An 18,594-nucleotide genomic window follows, 5' to 3' on the forward strand; every position below is an offset into this window, starting at 1 on the left:
TATATCTCATGAATGGATACTAATCGAAACAGTTGCACGATGTTAGCCTGCCCGCCACAGTTCAGGAAAACCAATATCATGAGTCAACACAAGAAGATCCCCCTGCTGGCCGCCCTGGTGCTGGCCCTGCTCGGCCTGCTGTTTGCCGGTTACTGGTATCTGCATGGCCGCTACTTCGAGAGCACCGACAACGCCTACCTGCAAAGCGAGGTGACCGGCATCGGTTCCAAGCTCTCCGGCTACATCAGCGAAGTACTGGTGACCGACAACCAGGCGGTGAAGGCCGGCCAGCTCATCGCCCGGCTCGACGACCGCGAATACAGGACCAAGGTGGCGGAGGCCGAGGCCGATCTGCACCTCAACCAGGCGACGGCGGATAACCTCGCCGCCACCCGTATCCAGCAGTTGAGCCTCATCCGCCAGGCCGAGGCAAAAGTCAGCTCGGCCAATGCCGAACAGGTCCGGGCCCAGCAGCAGGTGCGCCGGGTCAGCCAGCTCAATGAGCGTCACTACAGCTCCCAGGACAGCCTGGACGAGGTGCGTGCCGGCTTGCAGGTCAACCAGGCCCAGGCACTGGAGGCCAAAGCCGCCCTGCAGGCCGCCCGCGAGCGGCTGCTGGTGCTGGATGCCGAAGCCAAGCAGAACCAGGCCAGGCTGGCATTGAGCGAAGCCCAGCTTGAACAAGCCAGGCTGGAACTCGGCTACACCGAGCTGCGAGCCCCGGCTGACGGCATCATCGGCAAGCGCAGCCTGCGGGAAGGGCTCTACGTCCAGTCCGGTATGCAGGTGGCCAGCCTGGTGCCCCTGAGCCAGGTGTGGGTCGAGGCCAACTTCAAGGAGACCCAGTTGCAGCACATGCAGCCGGGCCAGAAGGTGGAGGTGATCCTGGATGCCTATCCGGATCAACCGGTCGAGGGGATCATCGACAGCCTCTCTCCGGCCACCGGCGCCAAGTTCGCCCTGCTGCCGCCGGAAAACGCCACCGGCAACTTCACCAAGATCGTGCAGCGGGTGCCGGTCAAGATCCGCATCCCGGATCCGGGCGCCCTGGCGGGCAAGCTGCTGCCCGGCCTCTCCACCGAGGTGATCGTCGACACCCGTACCCCTGATCCCATGGTGGCCGCCCACTGATGGACGCCATACCACGCCGCAACTGGATCGCGGTCATGGGGGGCCTCATCGGCGCCTTCATGGCCATCCTCGACATCCAGATCACCAACGCCTCCCTGAAAGACATTCAGGGGGCACTCTCAGCCACCCTGAGCGAGAGCTCCTGGATCTCCACCTCCTATCTGGTGGCGGAGATGATCGCCATACCGCTGAGCGGCTGGCTGAGCCGGGGACTGAGCGTGCGGCGCTACCTGCTGTGGACCACGGGCGCCTTCATCGTCGCCTCCGTGCTCTGCTCGTTCAGCTGGAACCTCACCAGCATGATCGTCTTTCGGGCGCTGCAGGGCTTTACCGGCGGGGCCCTGATCCCCATGGCCTTCTCCCTCATCGTCAGCCTGCTGCCGCTGCACAAGCGAGCCACCGGCATGGCGCTGTTCGGCCTGTGCGCCACCTTCGCCCCCGCCATCGGCCCGACCCTGGGGGGCTGGCTGACGGAGCAGATGTCCTGGCACTACATCTTCTATCTGAACGTGCCGCCCGGTCTGCTGGTCATGGCCATGCTGGCCCACGGGCTGGACAGGAAGCCGGTGGACTGGGAGGTGATCAAGCGGGTGGATCTCATCGGTATCCTCACCATGGCGGTGGGTCTCGGCCTCCTGGAGGTGGTGCTGGAAGAGGGCAACCGGGAGGACTGGTTCGGCTCGAGCTTCATCGTGCGGCTCACCGTCATCTCGGTGGTGGCCCTGGTGTTCTTCGTCATCAGCCAGTTGCTGCGCCGCCACCCCCTGGTCAACCTGCGGCTGCTGCACAACCCGCGCTTCGCCCTGGCCTGCTTCGCCTACCTGGTACTCGGTATGGGGTTGATGGGCTCCATCTATGTGCTGCCCCTCTACATGACCCAGATCCACAATTACAACGCCCTGGAAATCGGTGAAGTGCTGATGTGGATGGGGTTGCCCCAGTTGCTGGTGCTCCCCCTGGTGCCCAAGCTGACCCACAAGATAGATCCGCGCTATCTGGTGAGCTTCGGCTTTCTGGTCTTCGCCATCAGCTGCTTCATGAACGTGAACATGAATGCCGACTACGCCGGGCCCCAGCTGATCCAGTCCCTCATCGTGCGGGCCCTGGGGCAGCCCTTCATCATGGTACCCCTCTCCCTGGTGGCGACCGCCAGCCTGACGCCGGACGAGATCCCTTCTTCCTCAACCCTGCTCAACGTGCTGCGCAACCTGGGGGGCGCCTTCGGCATCGCCATCATCGCCACCCTGATCGACAACGACACCCGGACTCATGTCAGCCAGATCGGCAGCACCCTGGCCGCCACCAGCATCGAGGGGCAGGCCTATCTGATGCAGTTGGCCCAGACCATGATGGCCCAGGGAGCCGGGCCGGAGCAGGCCCAGTTGCAGGCCCGGGCCATGCTGTCGAACACCATCAGCCGCGAGGCGGCCATCATGGCCTACAACCAGGTGTTCTACGTGATGGGTATCTTCCTGCTCGTCGCCAGCGCCCTGATGCTGCTGCTCAAGCAGCCTGCCCCGAGGGCCCCTGACGCAGAACCGGTCGAGGCGTGAAAGGTGGGGCTCACATAGCAAAACGGGCCAGAAGGCCCGTTTTTCATGGCTGCCCGCCGGTCAGCCCGCCAGGGAGGCGGCGATCAGGAACTGTGCCGCGAAGTAGCTGCTCATGATCCAGGCCGTGGCATGGGGGAAGGGGCGGCGGAATCTGTCCAGCGCCAGCATGCCGTCGGAGAAGAGGAACATCAGCGCCCCCACCAGGGCGGCGGCGCTGCCGGCAGTGAGAGAGGCATGCCAGGCACCGGCGGCCACCCAGGCCATGGCGATGATCACCAGCATGTAGCAGAAGACGGGGATCCTCATCTCGCCGAGCTGGCCCCACAGGAGCCCGAACACCATGCCGGCCACCAGCAACAGCAGCAGGCCGTCCACCAGCTTGAGCACCAGGGGCCCCTGGGCGAAACCGACGATGTAGCAGAGGTGAGCGACAAAAAATGCCGCCAGCCCCTGGATGAAGCGATCCCGTGGCAGCATCAGCAGCACGTCCCCCGCCAGCGACAGGCAGAGACCGAGCAGGATCCAGGCGTGGGAGCCGTTGTGATCGTCGCTCTGGTAGCCAAACGCCAGGGCGATGATGAACAGCATGGTCAGGGGTTTGCTGATGTAGAACTGACGGGAGTCTGAGCCGTAAGCCGCGCGGATGTGCCACCAGCCCGATGCGATGATCAAGAAACTCAATAACATGCCCTGCTCCTCACCGGCTGCTCACCCTGGGGCGGCAACCTCTTTAGTGCCCGCAAGAGTAGCAAATTCCCCCGGCCAGTGGCAGAGGCTGAAGCAGATGGCACCCTACACCTAAAGTCTAATTGCCCCCATCCCCGCCCTCGGGCATAAGAGACAGCTCTGGAGGATCACCATGGAAGACGCTATGACCAACTACCTGCCCGCTATCGACATCATGATGTGCCATCTTGGCATCAGCTTTGAACAGGCCTGCGAGCAGCTTGGCCTCAGCCCGCAGGAGCAGCAGACCCTCGACCAACTGCAAAAACAGAAGCAGACCCAGTCCAACTGATGCCCTGAACTGATGGTCCGAAGCGGCCGGCATCACAGCCCAGCATAAAAAACGGCGCCCGAAGGCGCCGTTTTTTATTGGGTGATGATCAGGGTCGAGTGACCCGGCGGCGTTGCAGCCAGACCACGGCCCCGAACAGCAGGAAGCCCGGCAGCCACATCAGCTCCTTGGGCCAGCGCTCGGTGGGCGCCTTGACGCTCAGGATCTGCTGATCCATCTCCAGCCCCAGATCGGCCGCCTGGCTGCCGAAGGTGACGGTGTCGATCAGGATCTTGCCGTCCTGCTCATAGGTCTGGATCCCCAGCTTGGTCAGACGATCCTCACCGCTCGCACCATCCGGCACCGGCAGCAACACGGTGAAGCGGCGCAACTTGCCCACCGCATCTTCCCCTTCCATCCGCAGGCGCAGGGTGCTCTCGGCCTCCACCTGACCCATGGTCTGGGCCAGCTCGGTCGGGGCGGTGTCGCGATACGGGTCGTGCAGCAGATCCATCCAGAAGCCAGGGCGGAACAGGGTGAAGGCCACCAGCAGCAGCAGCACGCTCTCGTACCAGCGGCTCTTCACCAGGAAGAAGCCCTGGGTGGCGGCAGCGAAGATCAGCATGGCGATGGTGGCCACGATGAAGATCAGCACGCCGTGGGCGAAGTCCACGTTGATGAGCAGCAGATCGGTGTTGAAGATGAACAGGAACGGCAGCGCCGCGGTACGCAGGCTGTAGTAGAACGCCGTGATCCCTGTCTTGATGGGGTCGCCCTTGGAGACGGCGGCCGCGGCGAACGAGGCCAGCCCCACCGGCGGGGTCACGTCCGCCATGATGCCGAAGTAGAAGACGAACAGGTGCACCGCGATGAGCGGCACGATGAGGCCGTTCTGCTGACCCAGGGTGACGATCACCGGCGCCAGCAGGCTCGATACCACGATGTAGTTGGCAGTGGTCGGCAGCCCCATGCCGAGGATGAGGCTCAGCAGCGCGGTGAGGATCAGCATGAGCAGCAGGTTGCCCATGGAGAGGAACTCCACCAGATCCGCCAGCACCAGGCCGACGCCGGTCTGGGAGACGGCCCCGACGATGATGCCGGCAGTGGCGGTGGCAATGCCGATGCCGATCATGTTGCGGGCACCGGCAATCAGCCCCTCGCGCAGGTCCACCACGCCATCGGTGAAGGAGCCGTAGTCGTGCTTGCCGTCGGTGCGCAGCCAGTTCAGCAGCGGACGCTGGGTCAGCAGGATGATGATGAGCATCACCGACCCCCAGAAGGCCGACAGGCCGGGGGAGAGGCGCTCCACCATCAGACACCACACCAGCACCACCACGGGCAGCAGGAAGTGCAGGCCGGAGAGCAGCACGGCGCGGGTCTCGGGCAGCTCGTCCAGTGGCTTGTCCGGGTCTTCCGCCGGCAGCGGCGCGTTGCTCGCGGCGATCTTCAGCAGTCCCAGGTAGGCGACGGCCAGCAGCACGCTGATCCCCGGCAGGGCATAGTCACCCAGTACCGGCTTGAGCCAGCCCAGGCCGTAGTAGACCGCCATGGAGAGGCCGCTGATGAGGGCGGCACCGAAGGCGAAGCCGGTCAGGCGACGCAGCCAGGGGCGCGGCTGACGGTTGCCAATGGGCTGCATCCCGAGCTTGAGCGCCTCGAGGTGCACGATGTAGAGCAGGGCGATGTAGGAGATGGCCGCAGGCAGGAAGGCGTGCTTGATGATCTCCACATAGGGAATGCCCACGTACTCCACCATCAGGAAGGCCGCAGCCCCCATGACCGGCGGCATGATCTGGCCGTTGACCGAAGAGGCCACTTCCACCGCGCCGGCCTTCTCCTTGGAGAAACCGACCCGTTTCATCATGGGGATGGTGAAGGTGCCCGTGGTCACCACGTTGGCGATGGAGGAGCCGGAGATGACGCCGGTCAGGGCCGAGGCGACCACGGCCGCCTTGGCCGGGCCGCCGCGCAGGTGACCCAGCAGGCTGAAGGCGAGCTGGATGAAGTAATGGCCCGCACCGGCGCGCTCGAGCAGGGCGCCAAACAGCACGAACAGGAAGACGAAGCTGGTGGAGACCCCAAGGGCGATGCCGAACACCCCTTCGGTGGTGATCCACTGGTGGTTGGCCAGCGCATGCAGGCTCACCCCGCGGTGGGCCAGCAGGGAAGGCATCCAGGGACCGGCCAGGCTGTAGGCCAGGAAGACGATGGCGATGACCGCCAGGGCCGGGCCCAGGGCGCGGCGGGCCGCTTCCAGCAGGAGCGGGATGCCGACGCAGGCCACCGCGAAGTCCATGGTGGTGAGGTTGCCGGGACGCTGGGCAAGCTCCTGGTACATCACGAACAGATAGCTGGCGACGGCGGCACCGACGAGGCCGAGGGCGATGTCGGCAAGGGGAACCCTGTCTCGCGGTGAGCTGCGCATGGCGGGGAACACCAGGTAGGCGAGCAGGATGGCGAAGGCCAGGTGAATCGAGCGTGTTTCAGTGTCGTTGAGGACGCCGATGCCGAGGGAGAAGGGCAGCGGCGAGGCAATCCAGAGCTGGAACAGGGACCAGATCAGCGCAAGACCCGCGATGATCCAGCTCATGGGGCCGACGGGCAGCCTGGCGCCGACGTCCTGGGCGATCAGCTCCTCGGCCGAGAACGCCTCTTGTTGTTGTGTTTGCTGCATAGTGTGACTCTGTAGGTACTGCAATAAATGAGACTCGCTCCCCCGAAGGAGGAGCGAGTCCGGGGCACATCCGAAGACGCAGCCGGATTACATCCAGCCACGTTCCTTGTAGTAACGCACAGCGCCTTCATGCAGCGGAGCGGAGAGACCCACCTTGATCATGTCGGCTTCCTTCAGATCCGCGAAGGCCGGGTGCAGGCGCTTGAAACGGTCCAGGTTGTCGAACACGGACTTGACCAGCTGGTAGACCATTTCCGGGTCAGCCTTGGCGCTGGTGGAGAGCACCGCCTTGCCACCGATGGACGGAGTCGGGTTCGGGCTGCCCTTGTAGAGACCACCCGGGATCTCGGCCTTGCTGTAGTAGCTCTTCTCGGCCAGCAGCTTGTCGATTTCGGGGCCGGTGACCGGCACCAGCACGGTGTCCGTGGTGGTGGAGGCTTCCTGGATGGCGCCGTTCGGGTGGCCGACGAAGTAGCTCATGGCATCGATGTTGTTGTCACCCAGGGCAGAGGCCTGCTCGGCGGGTTTCAGTTCGGAAACCAGGCTGAAGGCGGATTTGTCCCAGCCCTTCACGGCCATGATCTCTTCAAAGGTGTCACGCTGACCGGAACCCGGGTTGCCGATGTTGACGCGCTTGCCCTTCAGGTCGTCGAAGCTGGCTACCTTGGCGTCCTTGCGGGCCAGGATGGTGAACACTTCGCTCTGCAGGGAGAAGACGGCGCGGATGTCATCCATCGGACCTTCGGCCTTGAACGGCTCGACGCCCTTCATCGCCTTGTACTGGTGGTCGGACTGCATGATGCCGAAGTTGAATTCGCCGGAGCGGATGCCGTTGACGTTGGCAACACCGCCGCCACTGGCCGGGGCGTTGCACTTGATCTGGTGATCGGCGGCGCCGCGGTTGAGGAAGCGGCAGATGGACTGGCCCGCCACGTAGTAGACGCCGGTCTGACCGCCGGTGCCTATGGTCACGAAGCGCTCCTGCGCTTGCACCGGACCACCAAACGACACACCGACCAGAGCCGCCGACAAGGCGCACGCCAAGGATAATCCTTTCATGTTCTTCATCCTTTTCATTGATTTATTTCACCCGTTTCCCGGGAGAATATGAGACAGACCCGCATCAAGACTGGGTTCGCCTATACGACCTCGTACGAGGAAATGGTCGAGCAGCACGGCCCTTCCAAAAGCCACCATCATCCTGCGGTGAGATAATCAGCGTCATGCCGATCGGAGGTGATCTGACCAGAAACGGGTCAGTTCAAAAGCATTAACGCTCCGATTAAGCACATAACACCAACATAAATCAAACAAAACAGCAAAATGGCGGATTTAAATAGCGAGAAGTTTGAAGCGGATCATTCATTTCTCAAGGGCAGATTAATTACATGAACTATCAAAGGGAAGCAATAAAAAGCACGCCCAGATTCTTTCGCAACCCTTGACTGGCAAGGATTAGATACCTGGTCCGTTATATCGCGAAATGCATACTGAACAGCATAAACACGACGTTAATGACGCTTTTGTCGCCAAGATGCAAAAACCCCGATCCGGGGCTGCCGGAACGGGGTTTGGTAACAAGCTGATTTCATTTGGGCCCGGCCATCACGCCTTGCTGCCAGCCAGCTCCAGAATGAAGGCGAACTCCAGGGCGATGTCCTCATAGGCCTTGAAACGGCCCGACTTGCCGCCATGACCGGCCTCCATGTCGGTGCTGAGCAGCAACTGGTTGTCGTCCGTCTTCAGCTCACGCAGCTTGGCCACCCACTTGGCCGGCTCCCAGTACTGCACCTGGGAGTCGTGCAGCCCCGTGGTCACCAGCAGATTCGGGTAGGCCTGGGCCTTGACCTGATCGTAGGGGCTGTAGGCCTTCATGTAGTCGTAGTAGCGCTTCTTGTTCGGGTTGCCCCACTCGTCATACTCCCCTGTGGTGAGGGGAATGGACTCGTCCAGCATGGTGGTGACCACGTCGACGAAGGGCACCTGGGCCACCACGCCGCGATAGAGCTGGGGCGCTTGGTTGATGACGGCCCCCATCAGCAGGCCGCCGGCGCTGCCTCCCATGGCATAGACCTGATCCCTGGCGCCGTAGCCTTGCGCCACCAACGCCTCGGTCACGTCGATGAAGTCGTTGAAGGTGTTCTGCTTCTTGAGCAGCTTGCCCTCTTCATACCAGGTGCGGCCCAGCTCCTCGCCACCCCGGATATGGGCGATGGCGTAGACGAAGCCCCGGTCCAGCAGGCTCAGGCGTGAGCTGCTGAAGTCCGGGTCCATGCTGGCGCCGTAGGAGCCATAGCCGTAGACCAGCAGGGGATTGGTGCCTGCACCACCCCCTGCCTTCTTGAACTTGTCCTTGCGATAGACCAGCGACACCGGCACGGCTACGCCGTCACGGGCGGTGATCCAGAGCCGCTCGCTGGCATATTGCGCAGGCACGAAGCCTGCCACCGGCTGCTGCTTGAGCAGAGTCCGCTTGCCGCTGTCCATGTCGAGCTCATAGGTGGAGGACGGCGTGGTCATGGAGGAGTAGCCATAGCGCAGGGCGCTGGTGTCCGGCTCCGGGTTGTAGGCAAGCCAGGTGACATAGGCGGGATCGTCGAAGGCGATCTCCTTCTGTTCGCCGCTCTGCCAGTTGACCTGACGCAACCGGGTCAACCCCTGGCTGCGCTCCTCCAGCACCAGCCAGTCCCTGAACAGGGCATAGCTCTCCAGCAGCACGTCCGGATTGGGGGCGATCACCGCCTTCCAGCGATCCACCGGACTCTCCTTGGTCTCATAGAGGCCGAAGTTCTTGCCGTCCTTGTTGGAGCGCACATAGAAGCGACCGCGGTAGTGATCCAGGCTGTATTCGTGATCCACCTGGCGGGGTAGGAACAGGCGTGGCGTCTGGCCCGGCACATTGGCATCAATGAGGCGCGCCTCGCTGGTGGTGGTGCTGGAGAGGGAGATGACGATGAAATCTTCCGAGGTGGTGGCGTAGAGGCTCACATAGAAGGAGTCGTCCTTCTCCTCGTAGACCAGGGTATCCTTCGCGGGATCCGTGCCCAGCTCGTGGCGATAGACCTGGTAGGGCAGCAGGGTCTTGGGGTGCTTGCGCACGTAGAAGACCGTCTTGCTGTCGTTGGCCCACACCAGGTTGCCGGAGGTGTTCTCGAGGGTGTCGGCGGCCCAGGCGCCGCTCTCCAGATCGAGGAACTGGATCCTGTATTGACGGCGGGAGAGATAATCTTCCGCCACCGCCAGCCAGCGGTTGTTGCGGCTCACCTCGAGCGCCCCCAGGGCATAGAACTCGTGGCCTTCGGCGCGCTGGTTGCCATCCAGCAGCAGGGCGGGCGCCCCGTCCCCTTCCACCTTGCTGCGGGAGTAGATGGCGTACTCCTTGCCCGGCTCGTAACGGGTCTGATAGCGGTAGCCGTTCTTCACATAGGGGACAGACTCGTCCTGCTGGGGAATACGGGCCACCATCTCCTTGTAGAGCTGCTCGCGCAGCGGCTTGATCGGTGCGAGCATGGCCTCGGTGTAGGCATTCTCGGCCTTGAGATAGTCCAGCACCTCGGGCTTCTGCCGCTCGTCGTCACGCAGCCAGTAGTAGTTGTCGACGCGCGTGTCCCCGTGTTTTTTCAGGGTATGGGGGTGCTTGGCAGCCACCGGGGGGACAATGACAGGCTGGGTGGAAGTATCGCGTGTAGGCATGGCGGACTCTTCGTTGGCATGGGAACAGGGCGCAGCAAGCAGGCAAGCCAGCAGCAACCCCCGGGAAAAGGTGAACATGTCGCATCCTTTGCGCTGTCACAGGGCAGCCCCTCCCGCTGGTGCTGCACGCATCCAGACGGCACACCGGCAGGCAGCGGGAAAAGCGTCCCTGAGAAAATAAAAATTGGCGATCAATCTGCCCCTTGTCGCCCGGGGTTGCAAGGGCTCCCCGGACATTACCCCCCAAATCGACGAAAAAGGGCCGCCATCTCGCGATGGCGGCCCTCCTCCCTGACCGTGGGCGACACGGGTTCGCTCAGGTGTGCCTCACATGATGGAAGTGTGTCTGCTCACGGTCAGCATCCATCAGCCGGGGTAGCTCGACCAGACTTTGGTCGCGCCCTCGTCACTGATGCTCAGCACCTGATAGGGCTGACCTGGAATATCCATGCCCGGCGCACTCTGGGGCATCCCCGGAATGGTCAGACCGCGGATCGCCGGTTTTTCCTTGAGCAGCTTTTGCACGTCGGCAGCAGGCACATGCCCCTCCACCACATAGCCGTTCACCACCCCGGTGTGGCAGGAGGCCAGCTGCGGGGTGATGCCATGCTGCTGCTTGATCGGGTCAAGCTGCTCGGTTTCCACGACCTTGACCTCAAAGCCGTTCTCTTCCATGTGCTTGATCCAGGTCTTGCAGCAACCGCAATACTGGGACTTGTAGACGGTCATCTGCCCGGTTGCCAGAGCAGAAAAACTGACGGTACCGGCCAGCACGGCCAGTAACAGGGACTTGTACATATCTCACCTCGGTTAAGAAGAAATGCCCGGAAAGGGAAACTCGACTCAGCCGTGGTGACGGGGCGGACGCTCGAGACGCTCCAGGGGCGCCTCCGGCATGAACAGAGAGGGAGAGAGGAATGTCGGCCTGTCGGGCTCAAGCCGGGCAACCGTCAGGCTGTCGCTGGTGAGCACCGTCATGGCGAGCGCCGAGGTGAAGCTGCCGCAGGGCATGGCTTTTTCCAGGGTACGCTCGCTCTGGCTGCAATGGGGCGTCAGGGTACAGAGATCGGCGGCCGCACGGCTGCCAAACGACATCAGCACCAGCACCAGACTCCACAGGGGGAGCCAGCGGCGGGCGCGAGCGAGTTGGCGACGGGTCAGGACCATGAGACGACTCAATGACGAAAGAGGGCCTATGGTAACCCTTGGCCCAGGGGGAGGGTCAACCCCTCCCCCGTCTGCATCAGGGTTGCTGGCGGGTGGCCGCCAGCACGATCTCCCGCACGCAGACGTTGGCCGGCTGGAGCCAGGCGTAGAGCACGGCGTCGGCGATCACCTCGGGTGCAATGACGCCTCCCATCTGATCCTTCCAGTCGTGATAGCCCGCCTTGATGCTCTCGTCCGTGGTGTGGCTGAGCAACTCGGTCTCCACCGCGCCCGGAGCGATGGTCACCATCCGCACGCCGACATCGGCCACCTCTTCCCGGATGTTCTCGGTCAGGGCGTGGACGGCGAACTTGGTGGCGCAGTAAGCGGCATGGTTCGGGAAGGTCTTGCGACCGGCGATGGAGCTGATGTTGATGATGGTGCCGCTGCGGCGGGCCTTCATGCCGGCCAGTACCGCATGCACGCCATTCAGAACCCCCATCACGTTGATGTTGAGCATCTGCTGCCACTCGGCGGGATCCTGCACGTCGGCCTGTCCCAGCAGCATGACGCCGGCATTGTTGACCAGACATCCCACCGGGCCGAATTGCGCCTCCGCCTGCGCCACGGCGGCCTTCATGGCGGCGGTGTCGGTGACATCGACCCCGATGCAGAGGGTATCGGGCAGGTTCAGCGCCTGCATGGGCTCGACCCGGCGGGCCAGCAACAGCAGCGGATGGCCGGCGGTGGAGAAGGCGCGGGCAATGGCGGCACCGATCCCGGCGGACGCGCCGGTGATCACCACGAGGGACTTGGACATGGAGTTTTCCTTCTGATGCGTTGAAATGGGCGTCAAACAAGGGCTGGCCAGCACGGGACCCAGTCACTATAGTCGCTACATCCATCGGCGATAAATATAGTTTTCCGCTGGTTATCATCTGAATTAACTATGGTATCCCCATGCTGGACCTGAGATTGCTGCGCTTCTTCATCGCCATCTATGAAGAGAAGAACATCACGGCGGCGGCAGCCCGCTGCCACGTGAGCCAACCCTCCCTCTCCGCCGGCCTTCGCCAGCTCGAAGAGAGCCTGGGGGACAGCCTCTTCATCCGGGGCAAGAAGGGGGTGGAAGCGAAGGATCCGGCCCACTATCTCTATCCCCACGCCGTCAAGCTGGTGGAAGAGGCGCGTCGCCTGCCGACCCTGTTTCGCCAGAAGGCGACGCGTGCGAGACTCAACATGGCCATCATGCCCGACCTCAGCCGCCGTCGGCTGGCGGGATTGCTTCGGCGGGTGCAGGGGGTGCTGCCCGAGCTGGATCTCACCCTCTCCGATTACGGCACCCCGGCCGACTGCCGGCTGACCCTGGATGCCCTGCGCCGGGAGGACGAGATCTTCCTGCCGCTCTGGGAAGAGGAGTACGTGCTGTGCGTTCCCAGGGGACACCCTCTTGCGGGCAGGGCGCGTATCGAGCTGGCTGAGTTGCAACACCATGATTTCATTGAGTGTCCCCCCTGCGAAGCCCATCAGCAAACCATAGGCCTGCTGGCCTGTGACCGGCTCACCCTCAATCTGGTGGCCAAGGCCGAGAGCAAGGGGCTAGTGATGGCGCTGGTGCTGGCCGGAGTGGGCATCAGCTTCCTGCCCGACGGGCTGGTGGAGGACGAAGCGGGCCTGTGCACCCTGCCCGTGAGCGGCCCCCGGATGTTCCGCCGCATCGGCCTCTGCTACCCCGCCCACCAGACCCTGAATCCGGCGCTGCGCGCACTGATCCCGGAACTGGCGGGCCAGGGAGCTTCTTGATAACGTTTCAGCTCACAGTCTGTCGCATGTGCCGGCAGCAGACCCTCTTCAGGAATCCCATGAAACGCATTCTGGTCATCTTTTCACACCCGGCGCTGCAGAGTTCCCGGGCCAACAAACAACTGCTGCACGCCATCGAGGGGCTGGAGGGGATCACCCTGCACGATCTCTACCAGCGCTATCCGGACATGTTCATCAACGTGAAACGGGAACAGGCCCTGCTGGCGGAGCACGACATCATCGTTTTCCAGCACCCCTTCTACTGGTACTCCTGCCCGGCCATCATGAAAGAGTGGATGGACCTGGTGCTGGAGTACGGCTATGCCTACGGCCCCGAGGCCCATGCCCTCAACGGCAAGCAGTGGCTCAGCGCCATCACCACGGGGGGCGGCCCTGAATCCTACTGCCGCGCCGGCTACAACCAGCGCCCGCTGCTCGACTTCCTGCTCCCCTTCCAGCAGACCGCACAGCTGTGCGGCATGCGCTGGCTGCCCCCTTTCGTGCTGCACTCTTTCCACAAGCTCGAGGATCCCGAGGCGCTGCGCCGCTGCGGCCAGGACTATCGCCAACTGCTGTGCGCCCTGCGTGACGAACAGCTGACCCCGGCCCAGCTGGCCGAGAGCCCCTATCTGCGCGATCTGCTGGGGGTACTCCCATGACACACACTCGATCCGGGCGCAGGCCCGGCCAGCCCTCACCGGCATTCATCATGTTAAGGAGGAGCCGCTGATGGGACATGGATTGCTGTTTGATGCCCTGATCTACCTCTCGGCGGCGGTGATCGCCGTCCCGCTGGCCAAGCGGTGGGGGCTGGGCTCCGTCCTTGGCTACCTGCTGGCGGGGATCATCATAGGTCCCTTCCTGCTTGGTCTGGTGGGCGAGCAGAAAGACGTGATGCACTTCGCCGAGTTCGGGGTGGTGCTGATGCTGTTTCTGGTCGGTCTGGAGCTGCGCCCGGCCCTGTTGTGGCAACTGAAAGGGCCCATCCTCGGCACCGGTGGCCTGCAGGTGCTGCTCACCAGTGTCGCCCTGACCGGGGTGGGTTATCTTTTGGGTCTGCCCTGGCAGCAGGGGCTCGCCATCGGTCTCATTCTTGCGCTTTCCTCCACCGCCATCGTGCTGCAGAGCCTGCAGGAGCGCAAACTGATGCAGAGCGAGAGCGGCCGCTCCGCTTTCGCCGTGCTGCTGTTCCAGGACATCGCCGTCATCCCCATCCTGGCGATCCTGCCGCTGCTGGCCATTGCACCGGTCGCCAGCAGCGGCAGTTCGGAGCTGGCAGGCTGGCAGCACGGCCTGCTGGTGGTGGCCGCCATCGCCGGCATCGTGCTGGGTGGCCATTACCTGATGCGGCCGGTGTTTCGCGCCATCGCCCAGTCCCACATGCGGGAGATCTTCGTCGCTGCCGCCCTGCTGCTGGTGATCGCCATCGCCGTGCTGATGGAATCCGTCGGTCTCTCCCCCGCCCTCGGCTCCTTCCTCGCCGGCGTGGTGCTGGCGGACAGCGAATACCGCCACGAGCTGGAAGCGGACATAGAGCCGTTCAAGGGGCTGCTGCTCGGCCTCTTCTTCATGTCGGTGGGTGCCGGCATCGACTTCAGCCTCTTTGCCGCCCATCCCCTGTTGATCCCGGCACTGGTGATCGGTCTGATGGTGCTCAAGTGGCTGGTGCTGATGGGGCTCGGCTTTGTCATTCGCCTCTCCCCGAACCAGCGCTGGACCTTCGCCCTGGCCCTGGCCCAGGGCGGGGAGTTCGCCTTCGTGTTATTCTCGTTCGCCGCCCAGAACAAGGTACTGCCGGGCAGCACCATCTCACTGCTGACTCTGGTCGTCGCCCTCTCCATGGCGCTGACACCGCTGCTGCTTATCCTCAACGATCGGGTGATCCAGCCCTGGTTCGACTACCGCAACCAGAGCGACACCCCCGAACACGAACAGCCCGAGCTGGTGGAACACCCGGTCATCATCGCCGGCTTCGGTCGCTTCGGTCAGATAGTGGGGCGTCTGCTCCACGGCCACGGTATTGGCACCACCATCCTGGAGCAGGATGCCAGCCAGATAGAGATGCTGCGAAAGTACGGCTACCAGGTGTTTTATGGGGATGCCAGCCGACTCGATCTGCTGCACGCGGCCGGCGCCCACAAGGCCAAACTGCTGGTGCTCTCCCTCAATGACCCGGCCACCTCCCTCGAAGTGATCGAGATGGTGAAAAAGCACTTCCCGCACCTCAGAATACTGGCCCGTGCCCAGGACAGACCCCATGCCCACGAGATCCTGCGCCACGGGATAGACAGCGTGCACCGCGAAACCCTGGGATCGGCCGTGGATCTTGGAGTAGAAGCACTCACCCTCTTGGGGTTCAGGGCCAATCAGGCCTGGCGTGCGGGACAGATGTTCAAGCAGTATGACAACCGACTGCTGCGGGAACAGGTCAACTACCTGGACGACGAGCACACCTATATCAACAAGAGCCTGCAATACCGCGACATCCTCTCCGACCTGCTGCAAGACGATCAGGAAGGACAGGAGCGTACCCACGCCCATCAATGGAACAGCGGTCTGCCCGACAACGACAAGGAAGCAACATGATTGCCTATTACCCCATGCTCAAACACCTTCACATGACCCTGGCCCTGGTCAGCCTGCTGCTCTTCCTCTACCGCTGGAGCCTGGCGCTGGCGGGCAGCGGGCGGCTGCAACAGAAATGGTTGAAGGTGCTGCCCCACATCAACGACACCTTCCTGCTGCTGTTTGGCGTGCTGCTGGCGGTGACCCTGCAGATGAGCCCTGGCCAGCAGCCCTGGTTGATGGCCAAGTTGATTGCCCTGGTGATCTACATCGGCCTGGGCGTCATGGCGCTCAAGCGCCCTGCCCGCGGCCAGAAGCTGGTGGCCGGAGTGGCCGCTCTCGCAGTATTCGGCTACATGGTGGGCGCAGCCATCACCAAATCAGCCTGGTCCTGGCTGGCATAACGACGTGTCGAGGTGGGGGTCCGTCCCTCACCTCCTTCCCACCTCCCCCTCCTTACTGCTTCCATTTCCTTCCTGTCACCCTGGTCGCGAGCATCCTCGCAAGGCTTGTTTTCAATAAAAAAAGGGCTCAAACAACCCCTTTTGTTTGTTATTTTGTTTTATTTATCAATGGCTTGCCTCTTCATGTATGAAAATGGCGACAGTTGTCGCAGCAAAACTTGCGACATAGACTGTCGCAGGCCATGGCTAGGATACACTCAACGCTAAACCAGTGAAGGCATGCACCATGAGTAAGAAGCTGTTACGACAACTGACCTTGGCGCGTTGCATCCCGCACCGCCCTTACAAGCTGACCGCCAGCCAACTCCAGGTAAAACTGGAAGAGGAAGGCATTCACGTCAGTCTCCGTACCGTGCAACGGGACCTGGAAGAGATGTCCGGCATGGGACTGTTCGATCTCACCTCCGATGAGCGCAGCAAGCCTCATGGCTGGTGCTTCGAGCGCCATGGTCTCAATGACTTTGCCAACATCATGCCGCTCTCGCTGGCAGTGGCCCTGAAAACCTGGAGCGACCAGGCAAGCCAACTGTTGCCGGCAAGCGTGCTGACCGAATTGAACCCGCTGATCGACAAGGCTGGTCAGGTGATCCGCGACAGCCAGAGCGAACTGGCCGAGCGCTGGCTGGAGAGCGTGCACCAGTCACCTCGCCCCTTCGCCGGCAATCCGGAGATCCGCCGCAGCACCCTGATCCGCGACGCCCTCTGGCGTGGCCGCAAGTTCAGCGCCGAGATCCAGCGTGTCATCAAGGAGCGTACTGTCTGGCTCTGCTATGACCGCATCAATCCCCTCGGCATCCTGAACCAGCCCGATGGCCCCATCCTGCTCTGTACCCTCTCCGAGCTGGATCCCAAGGTCTACGGCATTCCGTTCGATCACATCAAGAACGTGGAGTTGACCAACTTCAGCGCGACCCAGCCGAAGGACTTCAATATCCAGAAGCTGATCCGCGACCAGGGTTATCAGGACGTCAGCGGTCCGATCCGCTTCGTCGGGCGCATCGATGCCAACTGCCCGACCCTGATCGATGGACAAATCCCGGGACATAACCCGCGTATGACCCGTTACGACAAGCGCAGCGTGGTGGTGGAGACCGAAGTGCAGGATACGCCCGAGTTCCGCTCCTGGCTGAACAACATGAGCGGCAACCTGGAGGTGCTTGCACCCGAATCACTGCGCAAGGCCTACCCGACACCTGGGACAAGGGTCAGCTAAAGAAACCAGCAGACAATACAAAGCCGAGATTTATCTCGGCTTTTGTCTACTTTTAAAGCATAAGTATTCAATTAATTTTGAACTCTTACACCCCTGATTGAAGCGGCTGTACCATCGTTTTCCTACCGATTTCTGCTTGTAAGAGATCTGCCATTCCCCCTGTAAGACCCCTCAGTGTTGAACCGTACGTGAAGCCATCCCGCACTGGGTATGCTTTCCATGGAAACTATCTAAGTGACTGATAAACGTAGATAATATTCCACACAAGCCCATTTCTGTACCACATGTCACGGAGCTCAATCCGATTGCACACCTTGTTCGAGCCTGCAATTGCCTTAGTATGGGTCTCACAAGGACGAGCTGATTCGGCAGGATGCAGAAACAGCGCATAAACAAGGAATAGCCTGCAGGATGTGGGCAAGGAACACCTCGGGATGGGGTTGATAGCCAGGATGGTTATCACAAGGATCGACAGGACAACCGCAGGATACGGTAGTTGGATACCTCGGGATGAGGTTGAGTGGCACGGATTGTCGCTCATCAAGGATGAAAGGACACCGCAAGACGCGGTCAGGAACAGCTTCAAGATGAAGCGTGATAGCTAGGATGGTTATCAGTCAGGATGACGCAGGAACACCACGGGATGTGGTAATGGACACCTCCAGGAAGGAGAGGGTGAAGCAATCAGGACAGATTGCCAGGCTAGGAAGGCCACAGGACACCCCAACGGATTGGGAAGGGGAATTTCCAAAGGAAAGGATAGCGTCAAGGATTGCAGGGAGCATGGCAGTTCAGGGAATGGACGAAATGACTTGAGGGGACAGCAGATGCTGTCCCCTTTTCTTTTGTGCGGCAACACATCAGAGAATGGGATCAACCTGAGCGATCCTGCCCACATCACGCCATCTGCATCACGGATAACCTGTTTGTATACCCACCAGAGGCAGCCACAGTAGCGCTCGTTGCCTTTCCTCCGCCTTCCCTCATCTATACTCAGCGACATCCACTAGGCCCTCAGAACGCAGCAGATCAGCCGCGGCCAACCAGCCAGAGTGCTCCTGGCGACTGATTCCAGGTAACAATGGCCACTGGCTTCTGCTCCGCCAGGCAGATTGTTGAGTCATCCCTGAACTGTCTATGTGTGTGACCACGAATGAAGCGTGTATGCCATTCGGCGGAGATGGTCGTGTAGGGAGGTGAGGATAACCCGGCCAAGCCACCTGGCACTGAGGATGAGGGATTGAGTAAATGTCAGAAAGCAAAAAGGCCTTCCCGATAGGGAAGGCCTTTCAATTTAGTGGCGGAGCGGACGGGACTCGAACCCGCGACCCCCGGCGTGACAGGCCGGTATTCTA

The 18,594-nt window shown here is 62.0% G+C and carries 15 protein-coding genes; 8 read left to right on the forward strand and 7 right to left on the reverse strand.

Annotation, left to right across the window (positions count from 1 at the left end; genetic code table 11):
* Positions 1 to 78 precede the first annotated feature (78 nt).
* Together AB5Y59_RS11000 and AB5Y59_RS11005 are read left to right on the forward strand one after the other, a co-directional pair.
* The gene (locus tag AB5Y59_RS11000) at positions 79 to 1,131 is read left to right on the forward strand and encodes an HlyD family secretion protein (RefSeq protein WP_167825698.1); all 1,053 of its coding nucleotides are present in this window, start codon (positions 79 to 81) and stop codon (positions 1,129 to 1,131) included.
* The gene (locus AB5Y59_RS11005; RefSeq protein ID WP_042864576.1) at positions 1,131 to 2,684 is read left to right on the forward strand and encodes a DHA2 family efflux MFS transporter permease subunit; all 1,554 of its coding nucleotides are present in this window, start codon (positions 1,131 to 1,133) and stop codon (positions 2,682 to 2,684) included. Before AB5Y59_RS11000 ends, AB5Y59_RS11005 begins: the two co-directional genes overlap by 1 nt.
* 60 nt (positions 2,685 to 2,744) lie before the next feature.
* Here the strand turns inward: AB5Y59_RS11005 and AB5Y59_RS11010 are convergent, their stop codons facing one another.
* On the reverse strand, positions 2,745 to 3,371 hold the full coding sequence (locus tag AB5Y59_RS11010) for a lysoplasmalogenase (RefSeq protein ID WP_368211979.1): 627 nt from the start codon (positions 3,369 to 3,371) through the stop codon (positions 2,745 to 2,747).
* Between the two features lie 172 nt (positions 3,372 to 3,543).
* Here AB5Y59_RS11010 and AB5Y59_RS11015 point away from each other — a divergent pair, with 172 nt between their 5' ends.
* Positions 3,544 to 3,702 (forward strand): hypothetical protein, encoded by a 159-nt coding sequence (locus tag AB5Y59_RS11015; protein WP_005332188.1) that lies wholly within the window; start codon positions 3,544 to 3,546, stop codon positions 3,700 to 3,702.
* Positions 3,703 to 3,790: 88 nt separating this feature from the next.
* On the opposite strand, the gene AB5Y59_RS11020 is transcribed toward AB5Y59_RS11015, so the two are convergent.
* From AB5Y59_RS11020 to AB5Y59_RS11045, 6 genes are all read right to left on the reverse strand, one after another.
* A complete protein-coding gene (locus AB5Y59_RS11020) occupies positions 3,791 to 6,355 on the reverse strand; it encodes a TRAP transporter permease (RefSeq protein WP_368211980.1) in 2,565 nt (854 codons plus the stop codon).
* 87 nt (positions 6,356 to 6,442) lie between these two features.
* Entirely contained in the window at positions 6,443 to 7,414 is a 972-nt protein-coding gene (locus AB5Y59_RS11025; protein WP_368211981.1) for a TAXI family TRAP transporter solute-binding subunit, read from the reverse strand.
* Between the two features lie 546 nt (positions 7,415 to 7,960).
* The gene (locus tag AB5Y59_RS11030) at positions 7,961 to 10,126 is read right to left on the reverse strand and encodes a S9 family peptidase (RefSeq protein ID WP_323953588.1); all 2,166 of its coding nucleotides are present in this window, start codon (positions 10,124 to 10,126) and stop codon (positions 7,961 to 7,963) included.
* A gap of 288 nt (positions 10,127 to 10,414) precedes the next feature.
* Positions 10,415 to 10,846: a DUF411 domain-containing protein gene (locus tag AB5Y59_RS11035; protein ID WP_010672577.1), complete on the reverse strand. Its 432-nt coding sequence runs from the start codon at positions 10,844 to 10,846 to the stop codon at positions 10,415 to 10,417.
* Positions 10,847 to 10,891: 45 nt separating this feature from the next.
* Positions 10,892 to 11,215, reverse strand: coding sequence for a hypothetical protein (locus AB5Y59_RS11040; RefSeq protein WP_048208852.1), 324 nt, complete (start codon positions 11,213 to 11,215; stop codon positions 10,892 to 10,894).
* A gap of 76 nt (positions 11,216 to 11,291) precedes the next feature.
* Positions 11,292 to 12,014, reverse strand: coding sequence for an SDR family oxidoreductase (locus AB5Y59_RS11045; protein WP_221436178.1), 723 nt, complete (start codon positions 12,012 to 12,014; stop codon positions 11,292 to 11,294).
* A gap of 140 nt (positions 12,015 to 12,154) precedes the next feature.
* Between AB5Y59_RS11045 and AB5Y59_RS11050 the strand changes: the two genes are divergently transcribed.
* The 5 genes from AB5Y59_RS11050 to AB5Y59_RS11070 all read left to right on the forward strand — a co-directional run bounded on the left by AB5Y59_RS11050 (position 12,155) and on the right by AB5Y59_RS11070 (position 17,239).
* Positions 12,155 to 12,997: a LysR family transcriptional regulator gene (locus tag AB5Y59_RS11050; RefSeq protein ID WP_041212185.1), complete on the forward strand. Its 843-nt coding sequence runs from the start codon at positions 12,155 to 12,157 to the stop codon at positions 12,995 to 12,997.
* Positions 12,998 to 13,056: 59 nt separating this feature from the next.
* Positions 13,057 to 13,656, forward strand: coding sequence for an NAD(P)H-dependent oxidoreductase (locus AB5Y59_RS11055; protein WP_039040395.1), 600 nt, complete (start codon positions 13,057 to 13,059; stop codon positions 13,654 to 13,656).
* Between the two features lie 70 nt (positions 13,657 to 13,726).
* Positions 13,727 to 15,583: a monovalent cation:proton antiporter-2 (CPA2) family protein gene (locus tag AB5Y59_RS11060; RefSeq protein ID WP_010672573.1), complete on the forward strand. Its 1,857-nt coding sequence runs from the start codon at positions 13,727 to 13,729 to the stop codon at positions 15,581 to 15,583.
* Positions 15,580 to 15,966, forward strand: a complete 387-nt coding sequence (locus AB5Y59_RS11065; protein ID WP_039040394.1) for a SirB2 family protein — start codon at positions 15,580 to 15,582, stop codon at positions 15,964 to 15,966. Before AB5Y59_RS11060 ends, AB5Y59_RS11065 begins: the two co-directional genes overlap by 4 nt.
* A 286-nt stretch (positions 15,967 to 16,252) precedes the next feature.
* Positions 16,253 to 17,239 carry a YafY family protein gene (locus tag AB5Y59_RS11070; RefSeq protein WP_029313511.1) on the forward strand — a complete coding sequence of 329 codons (987 nt, stop codon included), beginning with the start codon at positions 16,253 to 16,255 and terminating at the stop codon, positions 17,237 to 17,239.
* Positions 17,240 to 18,594 lie beyond the last annotated feature (1,355 nt).

This window comes from Aeromonas sp. s10, from assembly GCF_040907975.1.
In the GTDB taxonomy this organism is placed as follows: Bacteria; Pseudomonadota; Gammaproteobacteria; order Enterobacterales; family Aeromonadaceae; genus Aeromonas; species Aeromonas caviae.